The sequence below is a fragment of the Porphyromonas sp. C0041D3 genome (assembly GCF_056590575.1).
Map to the genome: position 1 here is coordinate 38,064 of NZ_JBWPWJ010000001.1, position 21,164 is coordinate 59,227.

Sequence of the window (21,164 nt, forward strand, 5' to 3'; positions counted from 1 at the left end):
TGTACTGATAGGTAAGAAGTATCACACTAATCCATATTTACTATGCCTCCAGGACCAAGGTTTTTTCGTGGCTTCAGAGCAGTTGCATTAGCAGGAGCCGCCATCTCAATCATCGGCGCGATCGTTTGTCTGATTTTCTTAGCAGGCTGGATGAAGACCTACTTCGCACTGCTGTGCCTGATACTGGCACTCAACTTCGGTCTGATGCTCTACTTCATCAGTCACAACGACCCGTCCAAGAGGGGTAAGAAAGAGGAATAAACATCACACATTCATACACATCTTATGAGAGTAAGCGAATTACAGAGAGAGAGAAAGTCCTACCAGCCCAAGATGCCTGACGTGTTGAAGGGGAAGCTACACGCCGTCAAGGGCAACGCCACAGAGTCGGTAGCTGACAAAGAGAGAGTCAAGGAACTCTTCCCCCACACCTACGGTATGCCGAGCATCACCTTTGAGAAGGGGGAAGATGCCGACGCCAAGCACGACCCGATCAATGTAGGTGTCCTCTTGTCCGGTGGTCAAGCCCCCGGTGGACACAATGTGATCGCGGGGATCTTTGATGGTATTAAGGCGCTTAATCCCGAGAGCAAGCTCTACGGATTCCTGATGGGACCCTCCGGGCTGATCGAGCACAAGTATATCGAGCTCACCGCGGAGATCATCGATGAGTATCGCAATACGGGAGGCTTTGATATGATCGGCTCCGGACGCACGAAGCTGGAGACCAAGGATCAATTCGACAGCGGACTCCGGATCCTGCGTGAGCTCCATATCTCTGCACTCGTGATCATCGGTGGTGATGACTCCAATACCAATGCCTGTGTACTCGCCGAGTACTACAAGTCGATCGATGCCGGTGTACAGGTGATCGGCTGTCCTAAGACGATCGATGGGGACCTCAAGAATGAGCAGATAGAGACCTCCTTTGGCTTTGATACAGCCACAAAGGTCTACTCCGAGATCATCGGAAACATCGAGCGCGACTGCAACTCTGCACGCAAGTACTGGCACTTCATCAAGGTAATGGGACGCTCAGCCTCTCACATCGCCCTTGAGTGCGCTCTACAGACGCAGCCTAATATCTGTCTCATCTCGGAGGAGGTAGAGGAGAAGAAGCAGTCACTAAGTCAGATCGTAGAGTATATCGCATCAATAGTGGCTAAGCGTGCTGCTGAGGGCAAAAACTTTGGCGTAGCCTTGATCCCTGAGGGGCTGATCGAGTTTATCCCCTCTATGCGAGATCTCATCAGCGAGCTGAATGACCTGCTTGCCAAGGTAGGAGATGACTTTGCTCACACCCCGAAGGAGGAGCAACTCGAGTTTATAGCCTCACGACTCTCAGCAGAGAATGCAGAGGCCTTCCGCTCCCTCCCCGACACTGTCGCCTATCAGATCGCAGGAGAGAGAGACCCTCACGGCAACGTACAGGTGTCACTCATCGAGACGGAGAAGCTCCTCTCAGGTATGGTGGCGAAGAAACTCGCAGAGTGGAAGAAGGAGGGGAAGTACGAGGGATCCTTTAAGACTCAGCACCACTTCCTCGGCTATGAGGGAAGATGTGCTGCTCCATCCAATTTTGATGCCGACTACTGCTATACTCTCGGCTTTACAGCAAGTAAGCTGATTGAGGCCGGTCTGACTGGGTATATGAGCTCTGTACAAAATCTCACGAGAGAGGTTCCGCAGTGGATTGCTGGTGGTACACCGATCACGATGATGTTCAATATCGAGCGTCGCGGAGGAAAGGACAAGCCGGTGATCCGCAAGGCCCTTGTTGACCTGGAGGGTGCTCCATTCAGAGAGTTTAAGAGCCATCGCGAGGAGTGGGCTAAGGAGACTGCTTTCGTCTATCCGGGACCGATTCAGTACTGGGGTCCGAGCTCCGTCTGCGATCGTCCGACAAAGACCATCCTTCTGGAGCACAAGTAAGGCCTGAGTACCCTATATCGCCTAAGGGGCGGGATCGGAGCATTCCGATCCCGCCCCTTTTGCTATATTTGTCCACGGGGATTTCCAATGACCTTTAGCATAAATATATGAGGATACACATCATAGGCTCGACCCATCAGACCGCTTCACTCGATACCCTGCGAGGGATCCTGGACCTGCTGACTGTCGACAGTACCGATGAGGTAACCATCGATAGTCGTTTTTTTAGCTACCTGATCCAGCACGAAATAGCTCCATTGGGCGTGAAGACCTACCCCCTCAGCGGGACTATCGACACAGACCTAATGGTCTGCATCGGAGGGGACGGCACATTCCTGCGGGGTGCAAAATTGGTCGCTGGCACGGAAGCCGGGATCATCGGTCTTAACTCCGGACATCTGGGATTTCTATCCAGTATGCAGCCCGATGTCCTCTCCTCCTACTGGGAGGAGATACGATCTGGGCGTGCTCAGGTGGACGAGCGAGCCACGCTGGAGGCAGTCGTCACCGGTCCGGATGGGAAGATCCTCCATAAAGGGATTGCGCTCAACGAGGTCTCCGTCATCAGGCGAGACATACTGAGTATGATCAGAGTCACCACCAAGGTCTGTGGACAATGGATGGTCGACTACCAAGCGGATGGGGTGCTTGTCTCAACGCCCACAGGCTCCTCCGCCTACGCGCTGAGTGTAGGCGGACCACTGGTTCACCCCAATTGCACCTCACTCCTCATCGTCCCGATAGCCCCCCACTCTCTCACGATGAGACCCATCCTAATACCTGATAGCATGACGATCGACTTCACGATCAGCAGCCGATCAGGGACATTTGCTATCGCTCTGGACGGGAGAGGAAAGGATTTTCTGGACAATTGTCGGGTGACCGTCCGGAAGTCGGATCGCGTGGTCAAGGTACTCCATACCAGCGGTTATCAATACTTTGAAAACCTTCGTAAGAAGCTGATGTGGGGTGCCGACTCGCGATCTGTCGGTAATGATGAAGACGAAGCCTCTCAGCCCGACTAAAGACTAAAGCTGCAGCTGCTTCACGACCGAGTCATATAGACTCTGCTTCCGCTCCATATGCTCCCGGACACACTGGACATACACATCCTGCTCCAGCTCATCCGCTGCGTCCAGCTGGGTAGTAGCTGAGGAAGATATTCTCCGATCGATCGCATGCTCCTTGGCAGCATCCTGGATGAGACTGCGATCTATCGTCAGCACCGCATCGATCCACCGATCCAGTATCTCATGGACCACCTCTGCCGTCAGAGACTCGGACTTATCAAGCCCGTACCACCGGCAGATCAGGTCGTAGCTCCAGTCCCACTCCAGCTCGTAATACCTCTCATGCAGTGATCGGACCTGGCTGCTGAAGTCATCGAGCGTCGCGTACGCAGTCTCCCTCAAGCCATCAGTGAGTCGTCTCACCCCACGCTCGGGAGCAATCATACCACACAGGTCCGTCCAGAGACCTACTCCCTCATCGTGATCCGGTCGGAGCAGTCTCTGGAGATCCTCAATAGTGGCAATCTCTTGGCTCTCCACCTTGTCCCGGATACGAGTGATGAGGGAGTTGCCGATAAACTTGTCGATACCCAGCCTATAGATCCTAAGCCCATGGTGCAGGGATGAGGACTTAAGGTGGAGATTGTGATAAATGTAGGTCTCATCGTGCTGCCCGACAAAGTCAAGCAGCTCCTGCAGCTTGCGATATCCTTGCTCCATTTTTCCCACCGTGTAGGGACTGAGCAGGTTATAATTAACGCAATCGAGCTTACAGTCTCCCGGTCGGTGATCACGAGAGGGCCATTTCTTGGCATCACGCATCGTCCCAATAGTCAGTAGTGCTCGACCGGGCACGAGATAAGTCTCATTGTGATTCTCGATCACGTAGCTGAAGGGGAAGGCGGAGGTATCCACATGGTCCGTATGCCGGCCCATAATCAAGCTGAATGGACCGATCCTTGAGGGCCAAAGGATATACGAGTCACTTGAGGTCTTACTTCCCCGCTCCACGACACCATGATGGATGGGACCAGTCTTGTAGAGGTGATTACTCTGGTTGGATCCCGAGCCCGCATTCAGGAAGGAGAAAAGGCCTGCGATCAGTAAGGAGCTCTTATGCATAGATACCGTGAAGGGACCTGCGACAATGGCAGCCGCCTCCCCATTCTCTAAGGTACAATTACTGAATATCAGAGACTCATTGGCAGAGAAAAGATTTCCCACCTTGGCAGACTGACCGACAAAGACCATATGTAGCGTACAATTATCCACCATCGAAGCACCGGCAGCCGCGATGAAGTGCTTACCGATCACTCCATTACCGACCACAGCCGGGTATCCGGGGCGACTGCAGAGGGAGAAGTCGCTGAGGATTGATGCACCATCGATGATGCTCCCATCGCCTATGTACCCATCGATGATGGTACCAGTATTGACGATCCTCACGTTGTCTCCTATCGTCCCTCGCTCCGAGCGACACTCCTCCACGTCCTCGCTAATCAGCCGTATCAGCTCCTTATGGACGGGATCCGAGTCAGGGGTAGTCACCAGCAGGTAGGCAATCTGAGCGGTCAACTTGCGCGAGAGAGGCACCTCTATGCCACCGGTCTCATTGAGTACCGGCACAGAAACGCCATTGCCAAAGGTCGACGAGCCGGACATATAGATGGCATTGACATTACTTACCGTGACGTCAGCTCCTATATCGTAGTCCGATATGCAGTCGCGGACATTGGCAATATACGCTCCATCCCCTATGGTTGTGTCCTTCAGGAGAGCGTGACAGATACCATTACTCCGCATGATCCCATACCTATCTATGTGGGTGCCGGATAGGTCTCCGAGGGTACAGTGACCCACAAACGTCACCTCGGTCAGCTGTGAGGGGGCAAAGGTATCACTCACCTCGATGTGGCTCCAGTCATCTGCCTGACACCGCCTATTATCCTCCAAAAGCCTGATCTCCTCCTCTGTCAAGTGTCTCATAATAATCTATTTCTTTAGAAAGTAAATCTCCATTAATGACGAGTGCGACCAACAAACCTGTCAGCCGCACTCGCTTAAAATCTAATAATCCTCCTCCTGCAGACGGACGTACATACTATGCATCTACAGTGGCAAAGGTGGCATTCTCCTTGATGAAGTCTCTACGAGGCTCCACATCCTCACCCATCAGCATCGAGAAGACTCGATCAGCCTCCACGGCATTCTCCAGAGTGACCTGCTTGAGATAGCGTCCCTGAGGATCCATTGTCGTTTCCCAGAGCTGACTGGCGTCCATCTCTCCAAGACCCTTGTAGCGCTGGGTGATGATCTTAGACTCGTCACCGGCGCCATACTGGGCGATAAAGTCCGCCCTGTCTTCATCATTAAAGCAGTAGTCGATCTTGTCCCCACTCTTGGTCCGGCACTGATAGAGTGGCGGATTGGCAATATAGATGTATCCCTCCTCCACAAGGGCACGCATATGGCGGAAGAAGAAGGTGAGCAGCAGGGTGGCGATATGCGCACCATCCACATCGGCATCGGTCATGATGATCACCTTGTGGTATCTCAGCTTGGAGTAATTAAGCGCCTTGGGATCATCCTCTGTACCGACGGAGACACCGAGGGCGGTGTACATCGACTGGATCTCCTTATTCTCAAATACTCTGTGGGGCATCGCCTTCTCCACATTCAGGATCTTTCCTCTTAGAGGCAGGATAGCCTGATACTTGGAGTCTCGGCCCAGCTTGGCAGTACCACCTGCCGAGTCTCCCTCGACTAAGAATAGCTCACACTCCTCAGGGTCTCGACTGCGGCAGTCTGCCAGCTTGCCGGGTAGACCACCGGAGAACATCGGTCCCTTGCGCTGAACCATCTCTCGCGCTCTCTTGGCTGCAGTACGTGCCTTAGCCGCCAGGACTACCTTATCGACGATGGCACGAGCCTCCTTGGGATGCTCCTCGAGGTACTCCGTCAGTGCATCGCTGACGGCAGAGTCGACGATGCCGGTGATCTCAGAATTGCCGAGCTTCGTCTTCGTCTGACCCTCAAACTGCGGCTCAGCCACCTTGATAGAGATCACGGCCGTAAGTCCCTCACGGAAGTCATCACCGGTGATCTCGACCTTCTCCTTCTCGAGGATGCCGGAGTCATCGGCATACTTCTTCAGAGTACGTGTCAGCGCGCGACGGAAGCCGGTCAGGTGAGTACCACCCTCTCCGGTATGGATATTATTGACGTAGGTAAAGATATTCTCGTTGAAGTCCGTATTGTACGTCATCGCCACCTCCACCGGGACATCATCACGCACGGTATCGATATCTATGACATCGCTGATGAGCGGCTCCTTATTGGCATCCAGATACCTCACGAAGTCGACCAGACCATGAGCCGAGTGGAATGACTCACGCCTAGGGTTACCATCCTCGTCCCTATCTCTGTAGTCGGTCAGCTGGATCTCAAGCCCTCCATTGAGGAAAGCGAGCTCTCTCATACGCTCCTCCAGGACTGAGAACTGGTATTGGGTGGTAGTAAAAATGGTGTCATCGGGGAGAAAGCTGACTACCGTACCGGTGTGATCACTCGTACCGATCACCTCCAGCTGGCTCACAGGCTTGCCCTTCTCATAGTCCTGAGCATAGATCTTACCATCGCGATAGACCTCCACACGAAGTTTATTGGAGAGGGCATTTACACAGGAGACACCCACACCATGGAGTCCTCCGGAGACCTTGTAGGAGTCTTTATTGAACTTACCACCGGCATGCAACACAGTAAGCACTACCTCGACGGCAGGCTTATGAAGCTTGGGATGCATATCGACCGGAATGCCTCGCCCGTTATCGCGGACTGTGATCGAGTTGTCCTCATTGATATCCACCTCGATCCTATCGCAATACCCGGCCATTGCCTCATCGATAGAGTTGTCGACCACCTCGTTGACCAAGTGGTGCAACCCTCTCGAGCTGACGTCTCCGATGTACATAGCCGGCCGCTTACGGACCGCCTCCAGTCCCTCAAGTACTTGGATGTCGGACGCGTCATACACCTGTGGCTTAGGTGTCTCTATTTCGGTATTCATGGATTGATAATTCTCTTCTTTGTTACTATACAAAGATAGCGAAATAATGCGGATCAGGGAAGAAAAATACACCCGTCTCAAGGGCTATCCGACGACGGACGATCCTGTCCCATTTACCTCGTCAGCCAAGGGATAATTCTAATACCGATATTAGAGTTTTCTAATATCGATATTAGTGAAATCTTATACCAGTATTAGTCCGAGTGCTTGTGCAGGTTGCCTTGTCAGGGGGCTTTACCGGGATGGTCCGCAGAGCGCTGTATCATCCTCCCAAGCGAGCCCCTGCAGGGGATAGTCGTGAGGGTCCGTAGGCACTGTGTCAAAGATCTGAAACTCGAGACCCAGTCCGACGACAAGCCTCAGCTCCGAGGCGTGCTTCGCGAGGTAACGGTCGTAGTACCCTACGCCATGCCCCACTCTACTCCCGTCTTGGCGACCGAATGCCACGCCGGGGACGACGAGTAACTCAGGTACCTCCTCGTCCTCTATCGGGCAGGTCGGCTCAGGGATCCCATAGCCGGAGAGCTCGTAGCCGGAGATGTCACCCATGGGATAAAAGCGAATGGTCTCACCATCATCGCATCTCGGGACAAGTAGGCGACGTGAGTCCTCCTCACGGAGAATGCTAATGAGGGCAGCCGTCTGCACCTCATTTTTCATACTCATAAAGAGCCCCACACTCTGCCCCTGACGCCCCCTCAAGAATTTCTCGTAGAGGGAGCGGCAAGCTCTTGCCGACCGCTCGTCACGCTCCTCAGAAGAGAGCACCCTGAAGTGGTCCCGGACAAGGGCCCTAATCTCTTTTTTGGTGACCGGAGAGCTAAATATTGGTGTCATAATTTGGGAGAAAGAAAGTCCATGATTACCTCTCCGATGAAAGTCTCAACGGTGAGTAGATCTGCCGGCTGAAGAGGTCCACCGCGCGACTGATCATCGGATCACTCTGCGCAGCCACCCTAGCCATCGCATCGTCCCCATAGATATACATAATGACAGACTGAGCCATCAGGTCACTGAGGTACTCCTCATCGTGAGAGAGGAGGTAACCCCGCAGCGGGATATTATACTCGCGGGCAGCATAGTTGCCCATCATCCACGGCAGTCCCTGTAGTCTCAGAAAGTCATAGCACTGCAGTTCGTCCCCCATACTTGTCAGGTAAGCCCTGTGGCTATCAGCGTAGAGGAAGGCGTACTTCTGCGGGATCCCCCTACGCAGGACGTCCATTGTGTAGCCTGTAAGCTTGGAGCTATCCTGAGGGACAAAGATGTCCGGGATAATGCCGCCACCACCGTAGACGAGTCGTCCGTGCCCGGTCTTATAGACCTTGGAGGAGTCCGTCGGGATCGAGTCGGAGCTGTAGAGCTCACCGCTGCTAAATCGCTTTGCCCAGTCGCTAAAGTACTCACCGCTGTCGCCTGTGTGGTACTCCCTCTGGATGCAGCGACCTGAGGGCGTGTAGTAGCGGGCGATAGTGAGGTGAACTGAGGAGCCGTCTGGGTACTCAAAGACTTTCTGCACCAGTCCCTTACCGAAGGAGCGCCGTCCGATGACGATCGCCGCGTCGTTGTCCTGCATTGCTCCGCTGACGATCTCGGCTGCTGAAGCGGAGGACTCATTGATCAAGATATACAGGGGGAAGTCAATCAGACTGCCACCCCCACTGCTGAGGTATTGCTCTCTTGGATAGTGAGCGCCCTCGATGTATATCACCGGCTTATCCTTGGGGAGCATCTCATTGATCATCCTCAGGGCCGACTCGAGGATACCGCCGGGGTTGTCTCTCAAGTCAAGTACAAGACCCTTCATCCCTCCCTGCTGCAACTGAGCAAAAGCCTGCATGAAGTCATTGTAGGTGCTGAGGGAGAATCCATCTAGGCGGATCACACCCAGCGAGTCACTCATCATATACTTCGCGCCGACCTTACTGGTCGAGACGGGACCACGCTTTACCCGGACTGTCCTCTGGTCATTGGTGGAGGGATCACGGAGGGTGAGGGTCACCATACTCTCATTGGCTCCCTTGAGCAGACTCATAATCGTATCGGTAGGGATCTTGCCCTCGATGGATCGTCCATCGACACTTATGATGCGATCACCCGCTCTGACTCCGACGAGGTCAGAGGGACCATTGGGGATCGTACGGATCACGATGGCTGTGTCCTTGAGGGAATTGAAGACCACACCAATGCCGTAGAAGTAGCCCTCCAGCTCCTCTCTCTCCTTCTTCCTCTGCTCTGCCGTCAGGTAGCTTGAGTGAGGATCGAGGTGAGACATAAGGCTCGGGATCAGGGTCTCCACCAGGCTGTCACTCGAGACCTCATCCACATACTGAGTGTTGATCAGATCGAGAGAGGCTTGGAGCTTACTCAGGGCAGAGTTTTTCCCTAGTCCTGCCCTGTAACGACCGAGGTAGTACCCGCCCCCCGCCAGGAGGAGTGTCGCAAGCCCCACAAGGAGAGTAGCAAGTATATTACGGATAGCTTCCTTAGTCATAGCTCAGTGGTGTGATTAGAGATCCTCCGAGGAATCAATGTCAATATGATCCACAGTGATGCCCGCCTGACGAAGGAGGTCGATGCCCTCAGTGATGCGGTACTGCGTGGCATACACCACTCTGCGGATGCCGGCTTGGATAATGAGCTTTGCGCACTCCATACAGGGGGAGTTTGTCACGTAGATGGTGGCGCCTGTGCTATTATTATTAGAGGCAGCGACCTTGGTAATGGCATTTGCCTCGGCATGGAGCACATAAGCCTTCGTCTTACCCTCATCGTCCTCGCACTTGTTCTCAAATCCGGACGGAGTGCCATTGTACCCGTCGGAGATGATCATCTTGTCCTTGACGATGAGCGCTCCCACGTTGAGACGCGTGCAGTAGGAGTTTTCCGCCCATATACGAGCCATCCGGAGGTACTTCTTGTCGACCTCCAGCTGCTTCTTTTCCTCGTGAGATAGAGCCATTGCCTTATCGAGCTATAGAGAGTTACATCCTCTGAGGTACGCGAATGCCGAGGAGCCCCATAGCGGTCTTGATCACCTTGCCGGTCTCTTCACTCAGGCTGACGCGGAAGGAGCGGAGCTGCGCATTGTCCTCCCGAAGGACAGGGCAGTCGTGATAGAACTGGTTGTAGAGCTTTACTAAGTCAAATGTGTAATTGCAGATCGCGGCGGGATTGAGATCATCAGCAGCGGCAGACACCACGCTCGGGAAGCGGTCGATCGCCTGCACAAGGGACTTCTCCTTCTCCTCCAGCTCGAGTGCGGCACCTCTCCAGTCGACTCGATCACCAGCCTTGCTGACCAGACTGCAGATACGCGCATAGGTGTACTGGATGAATGGACCGGTATTACCATTGAAGTCAATGGACTCCTCGGGGTCAAACATCATATTCTTCCGCGGATCAACCTTCAGGAGGAAGTACTTCAGAGCGCCCATCCCGACGATCTCATCGACCTCGTTGCGCTCATCCTCGGGAAGCTCCTTGATCTGCCCCTGAGTCTCGCTCACATTATGCGCCTCCTCATGCATTGCCTGCATCAGATCATCAGCATCGACGACCGTACCCTCGCGGCTCTTCATCTTGCCGTTGGGCAGCTCCACCATACCATAGGAGAAGTGGACAAGCTCCTTGCCGAAGGGGAAGCCAAGCTTATCGAGCAGAATGGAGAGGACCTGGAAGTGGTACTCCTGCTCATTACCCACCACGTAGATCATACGATCGATGGGGTAGTCAGCGAAGCGCATCTTCGCCGTGCCTATGTCCTGAGTCATGTAGACCGATGTGCCGTCGGAGCGAAGCAGGATCTTGCGGTCCAGACCATCCTCGCGGAGATCAGCCCATACGGAGCGGTCCTCGTCCCTGACAAAGAGTCCCTCGTTCAGTCCGCGAAGCACCTCCTTCTTTCCCTCCAGATAGGTGTCGCTCTCGTAGTAGATCTTATCGAAGTCGACCCCCAGCCGCTTGTAGGTCTCATCGAATCCGGTATAGACCCAGTCATTCATCTTCTTCCAAAGCGAGCGGACCTGCTCATCACCGGCCTCCCACTTCTCCAGCATCTGCCGAGCTTCCTTCATCAGCGGACTGGCTGCCTCAGCCTCTTCCTTAGAGAGTCCCTGAGAGTCCATCAGCTCCTTTACCTCGGCACGGTAGTGCTTGTCGAAGAGGACATAGAAGTCTCCCACCAAGTGGTCCCCCTTTTTGCCCGAGCTCTCCGGCGTAACGCCATCACCCCACTTGAGCCAAGCCAGCATCGACTTACAGATGTGTATGCCGCGGTCATTGACAATATTAGTCTTGATCACCCGACAGCCGTTTGCCTTAAGTATCTGTGCAAGGCTGTACCCGAGGAGGTTATTCCGCACGTGCCCAAGGTGAAGTGGCTTATTCGTATTAGGAGAGGAGTACTCGATCATGTAGAGCGGCGCATCCTCACCAGCGGACCGAGTCCCGAATCGCTGCTGATCAGCCACCTCACCGAGCTGATCCACATAGAGGGCAGAAGTAAGCGAGAGATTGAGAAATCCCTTGACCACATTATAGCTCTGGATCATCCGAGAGAAGTGGGCTGTCAGGTAGTCACCAATGGCATTACCCAGCTCCTCGGGCTTCATATGAGCCTGCTTGAGAAAAGGAAAAACGACAAGGGTAAAGTCCCCCTCCTGATCCTTTCTAGTGGGATCAAGCCGCACCTCTTCAGGTGATAGGTCTATGTCAAAAAGGGCCTTCAGAGCATCCGATACCGCTCTCTGGAGATGATTCTCAAGGGTATGATATGATCTATTAGTCATAAGGATTAGTCGACAAGTTTATTAGTAGTTGTATCCGGGAAAATCACTGTCGGCTCAAAGTGAAGAGCCTCCTCCGGTGTCATCTGTGCATAGGATATGATGAGGACAATGTCACCGGGCAGGAAGTGTCGGGCAGCAGCTCCATTGAGACAGATCGTCCCGCTACCTCTCTCACCAGGGATCACATAGGTCTCCAGCCGTGCACCATTATTGTTATTAACCACCTGCACCTTCTCACCCCGGATTAGGTGAGCGGCATCCATCAGCTCCTCATCGATGGTGATACTACCCACGTAATTAAGGTTTGCCTCAGTGACGTGGACTCGATGAATTTTGGACTTCAATACTCCTATATACATAGACTTGATAGCTGTACCCAATTGCGGGACAAAATTAGCGTTTTTTCAGATCATCACTATCCCCGCACTCCGTCCCATAGATAAGTGCGATGGCATAAGCGGTCATCCCCTCCTCTCTCCCGACCGAGTCCATCCGCTCATTGGTGGTTGCCTTGATCGAAATATCCTCTGGAGAGACCTCCAGGAGCTCTGCGATCCGCTCTTGCATCTGTGGCACAAAGGGATTTAGCTTCGGGGACTCCGCCACGATGGTCGCATCGACATTCCCCACCCTGTAGTTTTTCTCACGGAGCAGACTATAGACCTCAGCCAGCAGGAGCGTAGAGTCAGCTCCGGCATACTTGGGGTCCGTGTCTGGGAAGTGGAAGCCTATGTCTCTCAGAGCAGCAGCTCCGAGGAGAGCATCAGCGATCGCATGGAGCAGCACATCTGCATCAGAGTGCCCCAAGAGGCCTCTGGAAGAGGGGATCCGGACCCCACCGAGTGTCAGTGGCCGTCCCTCTACGAGACGATGAACATCATAGCCGTAGCCGACCCTTATCTTTTGCATCATCAGAAGTCTGCACTCAGGGTGACTCTCAGGGTATTATTGAGTGGCGACTTACTATCGCTTGCCACAAAGTAGGCGAGGTCAAGCCTTGCCATCAGGTAGCGAAAGCCTCCACCGAGGGTCAAGCCAGCGCCAAGCCCGGCATCAGGATGGACATACCTATAGCCTGCTCGAGCGAAGAGCCGTCCCTTATACCCATACTCCACACCGACGGAGGCAGCAAGATCGCGCCATGCATCGGTATCCCGCCACGACTGTCCCATAGCCTGCCATATAGAGTACCGGTAGTAGGCCTTTCGTGCCTCATCTAGACTACCGGTCTTAGCCGACGTGGGATACTCGGGAACCATCAGCTTGTCTCCTGAGACCTGCAGGAAAAGCTCATCCGACTCGGTGAGCTGAAGTCTCGCTCCCACTCCGAGGTCAAGCGTGGCAGGCGAGTAGAGATAGGAGAGCCCGCCATCGTGCGTCATCTTCCCCCCCACATTGCGTAGAGCCAGGGCTGCAGTAAGCTCGGTCGGCAGACTCTTGATAGAGAAAGACTGGCGATAGGTCACACTGAGATCACCCATTACGGTCTGAGCAAGGCTACTTACTCCATTTTGCGAAATATTGTAGTCGGAGGCAACGTATCGGAGCCCGATCCCGACACTGAGCGTAGGGAGGACCCTCAGTCCATAGCCAAGATCGACAGAGAGTTCGTAGGGACGCGTCTCCATAACGCCTCGCTTACTCTTTAGGAATGCGAGGGTGTGACCGATATTGAAATACCTCATCCCAAGTGCCACAGAGTGACGCAGATCCGATGCCCCATCGAAGGTGTAGTACCCGGTGACAGTCGAGAGGTTTGTGTCCCGCGTAAGATCCGGCATCCATGGTGTAAAGGAGAGCGACACTCCCCATGTCTGCCCTTCGGAGATCGGTAGCAGCGACATATTATGCATCAGGGCAAAGGCTCCGTGGGCATAGAGGAGACCACTCTCACCCATAGCTGCAGACCCCGCATCAGGAGTGATCAGGAGGGAGGGCGCACCGGTCACTCTCGGAGACCAGGAGTGATCCGAGGGCTCCGTGGCTGGCTCCTGAGCCGACAACCTCGCGAAGGGCGTGAGGATCAGCAGCGTCAGAGCGATCCATTTCTTTTCGATATTCATTCTATACCTATTCTTAGTAGTTCCTGATCCCCCTCTGCAATAAAGAGGTAATGTCCGCCCTCAATGGTCTTGTACTCATCTCCGAGGGGAAAACAAATACAGTCACCCGTCTTGAGGAGATAGAGCTGAGCTGTCGCCGAGACCACTTCATTGATCCTATCGTCCGAGGGCAGGGGAAGCGGATCCGAAGACTCACGAAGCGGGGTAGCTCCCTCAGTCTCAAGGAGTGTCACCCGACTAGACCTTAGCTCCTCGATAGGGCAAAAGTCCCCCACTGCAAGCGACCCATCAAAGGAGTAAGCCACACCGGGATCCATACGCTGAGAGAGACGATCAAGCACCAGTTGTCGATCAGCCAAAGCGACCCCCCACGCAGCCCTCCGGTAGTACCGGTCGGCAAAGCGTGGCTCGAAGCCCTTACCCGCACGGTCAATCCTCACGACCAGCTGGGGCATATAGCTCAGCCCCTTCATCCAAGAGGTGATCATGACACGCTTACCACTATTAAGGAGCGTATGATCCCCCCTCAGATAAAGACTTGTCATCAGGGAGTCCCCTGCAGAAGAGTTATCCACAAGGAGGTCAAAGTCAGTGCAGAAGACCTTCATATCTCCCCCTGATCCATTGCGTGGACGCGATTGAACATCACCGCCAGACTGGCATACATCGAGAGATTCTCTACCACCACATCGTCAGGCACAGCGATCCGAAAGGGGGTAAAATTCCATATCGCCCTCAGTCCACTCTCCACAAGTCGATCCGTAACCTCCTGAGCATACTCGACCGGGACGGTCAGCACACCGATCTGTACCCCCTCGTCGAGATGCTGATCCAGCTCAGCCATATCGTAGATAGGCACACCCAGAGAGTCATCACCAATCACGGAAGGACTGGTATCGAAGCCCGCCACGATGTCCAGACCATACTGATAGAGTCCCTTATCCCTGATGAGAGCGGCTCCCAGATTACCGCATCCAAAGACATAGGCCTTATGCTGAGCCACAAAGCCGAGAAACTTTCCCAGCACCTCTACCATCTCATCGGTCGAGTAGCCGACGCGAGTCTTACCGACGATATTGACATACGACAGATCCTTGGCAACGAGAGACGGATCGATCCCAATGCTGCGAGCGATGTAGGTACTGGAGACCACCTCCTTACCTCGCGCCTGTAGCAGCTTGATGTACGCCAGATACCACGGCAGACGACGGAGGACAGGCTCCGGCACTTGATTCTTTGGCTTCTTTCTACTCATTAATTGACTCGTACAGCGAAGTTTTTACTCGTCAGAGAAAACCACTCCTCGGGCTCACTGTGCACCCGAAGAGCTACTCCTTAGCTTACTGCGCTCAAATTTACCATTTTCCCCCTAATTCCTCCATTCCTCCTTTTGGGCTCCATCCCGTCAGTCTGAGGATCAAAAGAGTGGATCAAAAAATTGCGTTTTATTGCGGGGTCGAAAGGTCGTAATGGAGCAAAACAACACAATCTGAAGCAATTCCGCGGCACAGATCGCATTAAGCAGCCGGAAAGAAAAAGCAAAAAAAGAGACTGTAAGTGCTTAATATCAGCGACTTACAGTCTCTCTTTCCTCTGCGGTGCGAACGGGACTCGAACCCGTGACCTCCTGCGTGACAGGCAGGCATTCTAACCAGCTGAACTACCGCACCTAACTTCCAAAACTCTTACAGGTCTCTCTGACACTGTTTCTTTCGGTTTTGCTCTGCAAAGGTAAGAATTTTATTGGACACTGCAAGGGGATAGCCCTCCACTATCCCTCAAAATGTGAGGTGCGTCATGATCGGGAAGTGATCCGAGGGAAGCCTGCCATGGTCTTGGTCGGTGATAGTCCGATAGTTATCCACCCTAATATTGGGCGACACCCAGATGTAGTCGATCGGTTCATCAGAGAAGTTGCTCAGATCAAAGTCGTGGAAAGTGCCGGAGGGACCATAGGGCTTTGCCTGGCTGATCGTTCTCGAGTCGCGGAGCAGCGCTGCCTCCCGGAGGATCCGTATCGGCTCTTCATCGGGACCAGCATTGAAGTCACCGGTGAGGATCACCGTCTCTCCCCTCGCGAGCAAGGGACGGATACGGCTCAGCAGGAGGTACGAGGACTGCCGTCTCGCCTCCTGACCGACATGGTCGTAGTGGACATTGAAGAAATACAACGTCTTGCCGCTGATCCGATCACGGAAGTGTCCCCAGCTACATATACGGAGGCACTCCGAGGCATCCCAGCCGTGAGACGGCACCTCCGGTGTCTCCGACAGCCAGAAGTCACCCTGATCCAGCAAGTCGAAGCGGTCGGTCCTATAGAAGATAGCAGAGTGCTCACCGGCCTCCTTGCCATCATCACGCCCTACCCCGATGTAGTCATAGTTATCGAGGGTATCGATATCCCTCAGCTGCTCCAGGTAGCCCTCCTGGGTGCCGAGGAAGTCAAAGCCGTAGTAGGCTATCAGGTCGGTGACCATCTGGCAGCGGTTGGCCCAGCTATTCTCACCATCGTGGTCATTGAGGTACCTGAGGTTGAAGCTTCCCACAGTCAAGGGATGTGCTGGCTGCTGCGCGAGAGAGGTCCCCCCGACGAGTAGGAAGCCGATCAAAAGGAGCACCGGAAATAGTCGTTTCATATCAATATAGTCTTTCACGGAGACAAAGATAGCCATTATTACCGACGGAAGGGTTCAGACAAGAGGTCGGACCGAGGAGCAAAAGGTCTTTGACGACCACCTCTTCCAGATCAGCAATATCGCATTGCTCTAATACCGATATTAGGCGTCACTAATATCGGTATTAGTGACGCCTAATATCGGTAAAAGAAATGATCCAATAGGCAGAGGTTCTTTCGCTGTGATCTTCAGGCGTTTCACTGATAGGCAATTTCACCTATGGTGACAGAAACAAATCTGTATCAATATCGACACGCATATGAGACAGGGGCGTGGTAGATTTGCGGCAGGTAACAATTGATCAATCATCTATCTTATGACACAACACACTGTGGGACCCTCAAGTACAGGTCTTATCCTGAGACTACTCCTCCCATTACTCACAGCCCTACTGATCACCCCGCTAACAATGGAGGCCGAGGAGTCGGGACCATTTAAAGTAGCGTTTCTTACAGACATTCACCTCGATGTACAGGGGACGCCCCGCAAATGCTCCGGCTACAGGCGTGCTCTGGATAGTGTAAAGGGTCACGACGTGGACCTTATGATCCTGGGCGGTGACCTGGCCGATCTGGATCGACGTCTGCCGGAGGACTACGAGAGGGCTGGGCTCACTCTTGACAGGATACGCAGTATGGCCGAGGAGACCGGCATCCCGACCTATTACACCATCGGGAATCATGACCACTACTACTACCGCGAGGATGGCAGCAAGGAGCCGACGGGGGTGGAGCTCTTCGAGAAGCACCTCGGTCGCTCGACCTACTCCATAGACCACAAGGGGGTCCACTTTGTGGTGATCAACTCGGTCGTTCCGACTAAGAAGGGCAACTATGCGATCTCTCAGGAGCAGATGGAGTGGATCAAAAAGGACCTAAAGGAAATGCCGGAGGGCTGCCCTCTGATCGTGGTTACCCACGTGCCGATCCAGTCGCTGTACTATGCTGCCACGGAGGGAAAGGTGTGTGACAAGGACCTGATAAGTAACTTCAAGCCCCTCTGGGATCTCCTCGCGGAGTATCATACGGTGGCGGTGCTACAGGGACACAATCACGTCCATGAGGAGCTATTCAGTCACGGCACCTGGCTCCTGATGGGAGGGGCTGTAAGTGGCGCTTGGTGGCAGGGACCCTTAGATGGCACAGAGGAGGGCTACCTCCTGCTGACTCTCGACCCGGAGAATGATCGGTACAGCTGGGAGTATATCGACGACGGCTGGGACGAGTAGTGGAGTAGAGGATAGAGCAAAAAAAAAGAGGTCTCCCTGCCGGATAGCAAGGAGACCTCTTTTTTCTTTACCCACCTAAGGGGATATGCGGATCAGTAGTGACGCTCAGGATACATATCGTCCCACCAGGCGGGGTCGTCCTTGAGCCACTTCTGGAACCATGCCATCATCGAGCGCATCCAGATCTGCCGGCGGTGGAGCTCCATCACATGGTGATCCTCACCATAGACGCGGATCATCTCCACCGGTCGTCCGAGAATCTTGAGCGCATTGTAGAGCTGGACGCTCTCCCCGAAGGGGACATTGGTGTCAGATGTGCCATGGGTGAGGAGCAGGGGGGTGTGGATCTTGTCGGCACGGAAGAGCGGACTGTGCTTGGCATAGAGATCGGGATTATTCCATGGATAACTGTCGGTACTGGCGACCGTGCTGTATCCGATGCCCCAGGTGCCCTGCCCCCAGTAGGAGGAGAGTGCACTGATGCCGGCGTGGCTGATGGCGCAGGCAAAGAGATCCGTCTTAGTGAGGAGATACTGGGTCATAAAGCCACCGTAGCTGGCACCGAAGCAGCCGATCCGCTTACCATTGACATAGGGATGACTATTGACGAAGCCCTTAGTGGCAGCGATGATCTCATCAGCGGTCCGGTCACCCCAGGCATTGACATGCCTGGCTGCGTACTCCTGACCCCAGCCAATGGTACCGCTCGGATTGAGCACCAGCACGACGTAGTCCTGTGCGGCATACATCGGCTGAGAGTAGTACCAGTCAAACATCCGCCCAACGGGTGAGGTACCGCCGTAGTAGTACACCAGGAGCGGGTACTTCTTCTGAGGATCAAAGGTTGGTGGCAAGTAGAAGCGTCCCGGCACCTGACCACCATCCGGCATGGTGAAGCTCCAGTCCTGCACGCTTCCCACTTTCATATCCTTCATCCGCTCAGAGGCCAGATCTCTGAGGACCGAGGAGGTGCGGCGTGTAACATCTCCCAGGTAAGCATTTGCCACCCTATTGGCACTCTCACCGACGTAAGCAAAGGTCTTGCACCGGGCATCCACAGCGTACGATCCGACATAGTCGACACTCACCGGCAGGGGGCTGATCTTTCCGCTTGTCAGGTCGAGCGAGTAGAGCCGCTGGTAGTCCCGGTCCGCAGCACGGAAGACCGCCTGCATCCGGTCCTGAGCGAGGCGGACTGACTGCACGGAGGGGGCGAAGTCCTTCGTAAAGACCTTAGCCGTCTTACTCCTCCGGTCATAGAGGTAGATATCCGTCTCGTAGGTATTTGTCGTCATACCATCGGGGAGGTTGCGCCCCAGACCGTCAAAGGCATCAGGATTGCCCAGGATAAGCAACTGACCCGGCGTATGGGTATAGCCAACGTAGGAGAGATCAGAAGTGGGAGCAAAGAGGGTATCGACCGCCATCGTCTCCAGATCCATCTCGTAGTAGGCAGTGGCGTAGAAGGGAGACTCCGTGACATCCTCATCCGTCACTGAGAAAATGATCCGCCTGCTGTCCGGACTAATGTCCTCCAGCCCCACAGAGCGATAGCCATAGGTCAGAGGTCGATAGTCTCGTGTGGCGAAGTCGAAGAGGTAAAGGTCATACCGAGTTCGGGGCTCCATTAGGTCCCTATGATCATCTCGACCCAGCACCCGGTCCACATAGGTGGAGTGCTTGTCACCTGTTGTCTCTCTATAGAAGATCAAGCGATCCTCACTCGGAGCCATCGTGAAGGATCCCTCAGGGATGGCCTCACAGAGGAGCTCCTCAGCACCAGTCGCCGGGTCGTAGGTCATCAGACTCCTGCCGAGGTCGGTCTGTACCGTATAGTAGAGCCGATCCGAGCGGGGCATCCAGCTACCATTGGCTACGCCATCGGGAAGGATCCCGATGCGATGGGTCCCCTCGTAGAGCGTGGAGGAGTAATGACGCTTGAGGTCAACAATGCAGACAGAGGAGAGAATGGTGAAGCGACCACTGGGGGACATACGTACACCTGTCAGAGTCTCCCCGGTGAGCCCGAAGTCCATACTCATATACTCTACAGGATCAGTACTGAGGGAGATGGTATGACCTGATCTCTCGGGGACGACCGACATAACCAACCTGGCCGAGTCTCTTGCCTCTATGGCAATGGACAGAGTACGCCGTGCAGAGGGATAGATGGTCAGGTCATAGTGATCCTCCTGCGGGTCAGTCAGCACTCTATTCTTCTCCCCAAGGACCTTGCCATCGAAGTAGAGCTTGTAGGGCATCGTACAGGAGACCATCAGGGAGGCCTTCTCGTACGATGTGGAGAGTATGGTGGTAGAGAGGCGGTACAGCCTGCCCCCCTCGAGGCGGATAACCGTATCCACCGGTGCGATGAAGTCCGTCAGTAAGGGGCTGTCGGGCGCTACCATAGGCAGATCGGTCGAGGACGTAAAGGAGTCGCGAGACTTGCCGTAGAGATTGACACTGTCGGTCTCCATCGGAGCAGTGAGCTTTGTCACAGGGAGTGCCCGGTAGCGCAAGATGGTTAAGGTATCGTTCGGATGTGCAGCCAGTGCCTGTCCGCCCACCAGTAGAGAAAGAACTATCGGAAAGAGTACTTTCTTCATAATAGATAGGAATATGTAGTGTATTGGGTAGTAAGTCGACTTAGTGGAGCCGGGCTCAGGGCATAGAGGGAGGAGCCAGACCCGGTCATAGATGCATAGGTGGCACCGGAGGCATAGAGCTGATCCTTTACCTCAGCCAGCTCAGGATGATGGGCGAAGATGGGAACCTCAAAGTCATTGACCACATAGTCACGCCACTCAGCCACCGGTTGCTCCAGTATCTCCTCGAGAGGCTGAGCAGGCTCCGTAATCCCTATCTCACGATAAGCCTCAGCCGTGGAGACATGGATCCCCGGAAGGACTAAGGTCAGCACCCATCCGGATAAGTCGAGAGAGAAGGGATGAAGGAGCTCCCCCACCCCGCGACCGATCTGGGCACCGGAGGTGAGGAAGAAGGGACAGTCCGCCCCCAGCCTAAGTGCCATCTCAGCCAGCCGCTTATCCGAGAGGTCAGGGGCATAGAGCTGTCTCAGCATGAGAAGCATCGAGGAGGCATCGGAAGAGCCTCCCCCCAGACCGGCACCGGTGGGGATACGCTTACGGAGGATCACCTCCAGCGGGGGAATAGCGACCCCCTCCTCGCGCATAATCTCCACAGCCCGCACGACCAGATTATGTTGCGGGTCACCAAAGCCTCCATCATCGAGGGCATCCCTCTCTGCCGGCACCACCTCTAAAGCATCGCAGAGCGGGATCTTGTAGAAGAGTGTCTCCAGCTCGTGGTAGCCGTCCGGTCTCACACCGGTGACGCGGAGACCGATATTGATCTTAGCCTGAGGAAAAGCGATCATCCC

At 54.3% G+C, this 21,164-nt stretch carries 18 protein-coding genes and 1 tRNA gene; 4 read left to right on the forward strand and 15 right to left on the reverse strand.

Going from position 1 to position 21,164, the window contains the following annotated elements; genetic code table 11:
* The first annotated feature begins 42 nt into the window (after nt 1-42).
* From AC1EKE_RS00140 to AC1EKE_RS00150, 3 genes are all read left to right on the forward strand, one after another.
* On the forward strand, nt 43-261 hold the full coding sequence (locus tag AC1EKE_RS00140) for a hypothetical protein (RefSeq protein ID WP_297126786.1): 219 nt from the start codon (nt 43-45) through the stop codon (nt 259-261).
* Nucleotides 262-285: 24 nt separating this feature from the next.
* Complete coding sequence (locus tag AC1EKE_RS00145) at nt 286-1,932, forward strand: diphosphate--fructose-6-phosphate 1-phosphotransferase (protein ID WP_480307395.1); 1,647 nt, start codon at nt 286-288, stop codon at nt 1,930-1,932.
* 107 nt (nt 1,933-2,039) lie between these two features.
* Nucleotides 2,040-2,957 (forward strand): NAD(+)/NADH kinase, encoded by a 918-nt coding sequence (locus AC1EKE_RS00150; RefSeq protein ID WP_296158700.1) that lies wholly within the window; start codon nt 2,040-2,042, stop codon nt 2,955-2,957.
* Between the two features lie 3 nt (nt 2,958-2,960).
* On the opposite strand, the gene AC1EKE_RS00155 is transcribed toward AC1EKE_RS00150, so the two are convergent.
* From AC1EKE_RS00155 to AC1EKE_RS00215, 13 genes are all read right to left on the reverse strand, one after another.
* On the reverse strand, nt 2,961-4,928 hold the full coding sequence (locus AC1EKE_RS00155) for a DUF4954 family protein (RefSeq protein ID WP_480307396.1): 1,968 nt from the start codon (nt 4,926-4,928) through the stop codon (nt 2,961-2,963).
* A 115-nt stretch (nt 4,929-5,043) separates the two neighbouring features.
* Nucleotides 5,044-7,008, reverse strand: coding sequence for a DNA topoisomerase (ATP-hydrolyzing) subunit B (gene gyrB, locus AC1EKE_RS00160; RefSeq protein ID WP_297126795.1), 1,965 nt, complete (start codon nt 7,006-7,008; stop codon nt 5,044-5,046).
* 234 nt (nt 7,009-7,242) lie between these two features.
* Nucleotides 7,243-7,845 carry a 5-formyltetrahydrofolate cyclo-ligase gene (locus tag AC1EKE_RS00165; protein ID WP_480307398.1) on the reverse strand — a complete coding sequence of 201 codons (603 nt, stop codon included), beginning with the start codon at nt 7,843-7,845 and terminating at the stop codon, nt 7,243-7,245.
* A gap of 25 nt (nt 7,846-7,870) precedes the next feature.
* Nucleotides 7,871-9,502 carry a S41 family peptidase gene (locus tag AC1EKE_RS00170; RefSeq protein ID WP_480307400.1) on the reverse strand — a complete coding sequence of 544 codons (1,632 nt, stop codon included), beginning with the start codon at nt 9,500-9,502 and terminating at the stop codon, nt 7,871-7,873.
* A 15-nt stretch (nt 9,503-9,517) separates the two neighbouring features.
* Nucleotides 9,518-9,970, reverse strand: a complete 453-nt coding sequence (locus AC1EKE_RS00175) for a deoxycytidylate deaminase (protein ID WP_296158705.1) — start codon at nt 9,968-9,970, stop codon at nt 9,518-9,520.
* Between the two features lie 22 nt (nt 9,971-9,992).
* On the reverse strand, nt 9,993-11,798 hold the full coding sequence (gene argS, locus AC1EKE_RS00180) for an arginine--tRNA ligase (RefSeq protein ID WP_480307402.1): 1,806 nt from the start codon (nt 11,796-11,798) through the stop codon (nt 9,993-9,995).
* A 5-nt stretch (nt 11,799-11,803) separates the two neighbouring features.
* Nucleotides 11,804-12,157: an aspartate 1-decarboxylase gene (panD, locus tag AC1EKE_RS00185; protein ID WP_018107645.1), complete on the reverse strand. Its 354-nt coding sequence runs from the start codon at nt 12,155-12,157 to the stop codon at nt 11,804-11,806.
* Between the two features lie 34 nt (nt 12,158-12,191).
* Nucleotides 12,192-12,710 (reverse strand): 2-C-methyl-D-erythritol 2,4-cyclodiphosphate synthase, encoded by a 519-nt coding sequence (ispF, locus tag AC1EKE_RS00190; protein WP_480307403.1) that lies wholly within the window; start codon nt 12,708-12,710, stop codon nt 12,192-12,194.
* Nucleotides 12,710-13,861, reverse strand: a complete 1,152-nt coding sequence (locus AC1EKE_RS00195) for a PorV/PorQ family protein (RefSeq protein ID WP_480307405.1) — start codon at nt 13,859-13,861, stop codon at nt 12,710-12,712. The genes ispF and AC1EKE_RS00195 overlap by 1 nt, the downstream gene beginning before the upstream one ends.
* The gene (locus AC1EKE_RS00200; RefSeq protein WP_480307406.1) at nt 13,858-14,469 is read right to left on the reverse strand and encodes a hypothetical protein; all 612 of its coding nucleotides are present in this window, start codon (nt 14,467-14,469) and stop codon (nt 13,858-13,860) included. Before AC1EKE_RS00200 ends, AC1EKE_RS00195 begins: the two co-directional genes overlap by 4 nt.
* Nucleotides 14,466-15,116: a redox-sensing transcriptional repressor Rex gene (locus AC1EKE_RS00205; RefSeq protein WP_480307407.1), complete on the reverse strand. Its 651-nt coding sequence runs from the start codon at nt 15,114-15,116 to the stop codon at nt 14,466-14,468. Before AC1EKE_RS00205 ends, AC1EKE_RS00200 begins: the two co-directional genes overlap by 4 nt.
* Before the next feature lie 341 nt (nt 15,117-15,457).
* A tRNA-Asp gene (locus AC1EKE_RS00210) sits at nt 15,458-15,531 on the reverse strand.
* Nucleotides 15,532-15,639: 108 nt separating this feature from the next.
* Nucleotides 15,640-16,497, reverse strand: coding sequence for an endonuclease/exonuclease/phosphatase family protein (locus tag AC1EKE_RS00215; protein WP_480307408.1), 858 nt, complete (start codon nt 16,495-16,497; stop codon nt 15,640-15,642).
* Nucleotides 16,498-16,852: 355 nt separating this feature from the next.
* Here AC1EKE_RS00215 and AC1EKE_RS00220 point away from each other — a divergent pair, with 355 nt between their 5' ends.
* Nucleotides 16,853-17,764, forward strand: a complete 912-nt coding sequence (locus AC1EKE_RS00220; RefSeq protein WP_480307410.1) for a metallophosphoesterase family protein — start codon at nt 16,853-16,855, stop codon at nt 17,762-17,764.
* Nucleotides 17,765-17,856: 92 nt separating this feature from the next.
* Here AC1EKE_RS00220 and AC1EKE_RS00225 read toward each other — a convergent pair whose 3' ends face one another.
* Entirely contained in the window at nt 17,857-20,370 is a 2,514-nt protein-coding gene (locus AC1EKE_RS00225) for a S9 family peptidase (protein WP_480307411.1), read from the reverse strand.
* Complete coding sequence (ispE, locus tag AC1EKE_RS00230; RefSeq protein ID WP_296164270.1) at nt 20,367-21,161, reverse strand: 4-(cytidine 5'-diphospho)-2-C-methyl-D-erythritol kinase; 795 nt, start codon at nt 21,159-21,161, stop codon at nt 20,367-20,369. The genes AC1EKE_RS00225 and ispE overlap by 4 nt, the downstream gene beginning before the upstream one ends.
* Nucleotides 21,162-21,164: the final 3 nt, after the last annotated feature.

What these genes read in the sequence shown, in the direction of transcription:
- AC1EKE_RS00225 (WP_480307411.1), bottom strand. Translation starts at nt 20,370, where the DNA reads ATGAAGAAAGTACTCTTTCCGATAGTTCTTTCTCTACTGGTGGGCGGA.
- AC1EKE_RS00170 (WP_480307400.1), bottom strand. Translation starts at nt 9,502, where the DNA reads ATGACTAAGGAAGCTATCCGTAATATACTTGCTACTCTCCTTGTGGGG.
- AC1EKE_RS00150 (WP_296158700.1), top strand. Translation starts at nt 2,040, where the DNA reads ATGAGGATACACATCATAGGCTCGACCCATCAGACCGCTTCACTCGAT.
- argS (WP_480307402.1), bottom strand. Translation starts at nt 11,798, where the DNA reads ATGACTAATAGATCATATCATACCCTTGAGAATCATCTCCAGAGAGCG.
- ispF (WP_480307403.1), bottom strand. Translation starts at nt 12,710, where the DNA reads ATGATGCAAAAGATAAGGGTCGGCTACGGCTATGATGTTCATCGTCTC.
- AC1EKE_RS00200 (WP_480307406.1), bottom strand. Translation starts at nt 14,469, where the DNA reads ATGAAGGTCTTCTGCACTGACTTTGACCTCCTTGTGGATAACTCTTCT.
- AC1EKE_RS00205 (WP_480307407.1), bottom strand. Translation starts at nt 15,116, where the DNA reads ATGAGTAGAAAGAAGCCAAAGAATCAAGTGCCGGAGCCTGTCCTCCGT.
- AC1EKE_RS00220 (WP_480307410.1), top strand. Translation starts at nt 16,853, where the DNA reads ATGACACAACACACTGTGGGACCCTCAAGTACAGGTCTTATCCTGAGA.
- AC1EKE_RS00175 (WP_296158705.1), bottom strand. Translation starts at nt 9,970, where the DNA reads ATGGCTCTATCTCACGAGGAAAAGAAGCAGCTGGAGGTCGACAAGAAG.
- ispE (WP_296164270.1), bottom strand. Translation starts at nt 21,161, where the DNA reads ATGATCGCTTTTCCTCAGGCTAAGATCAATATCGGTCTCCGCGTCACC.
- AC1EKE_RS00195 (WP_480307405.1), bottom strand. Translation starts at nt 13,861, where the DNA reads ATGAATATCGAAAAGAAATGGATCGCTCTGACGCTGCTGATCCTCACG.
- AC1EKE_RS00215 (WP_480307408.1), bottom strand. Translation starts at nt 16,497, where the DNA reads ATGAAACGACTATTTCCGGTGCTCCTTTTGATCGGCTTCCTACTCGTC.
- gyrB (WP_297126795.1), bottom strand. Translation starts at nt 7,008, where the DNA reads ATGAATACCGAAATAGAGACACCTAAGCCACAGGTGTATGACGCGTCC.
- AC1EKE_RS00165 (WP_480307398.1), bottom strand. Translation starts at nt 7,845, where the DNA reads ATGACACCAATATTTAGCTCTCCGGTCACCAAAAAAGAGATTAGGGCC.
- AC1EKE_RS00155 (WP_480307396.1), bottom strand. Translation starts at nt 4,928, where the DNA reads ATGAGACACTTGACAGAGGAGGAGATCAGGCTTTTGGAGGATAATAGG.
- AC1EKE_RS00145 (WP_480307395.1), top strand. Translation starts at nt 286, where the DNA reads ATGAGAGTAAGCGAATTACAGAGAGAGAGAAAGTCCTACCAGCCCAAG.
- panD (WP_018107645.1), bottom strand. Translation starts at nt 12,157, where the DNA reads ATGTATATAGGAGTATTGAAGTCCAAAATTCATCGAGTCCACGTCACT.
- AC1EKE_RS00140 (WP_297126786.1), top strand. Translation starts at nt 43, where the DNA reads ATGCCTCCAGGACCAAGGTTTTTTCGTGGCTTCAGAGCAGTTGCATTA.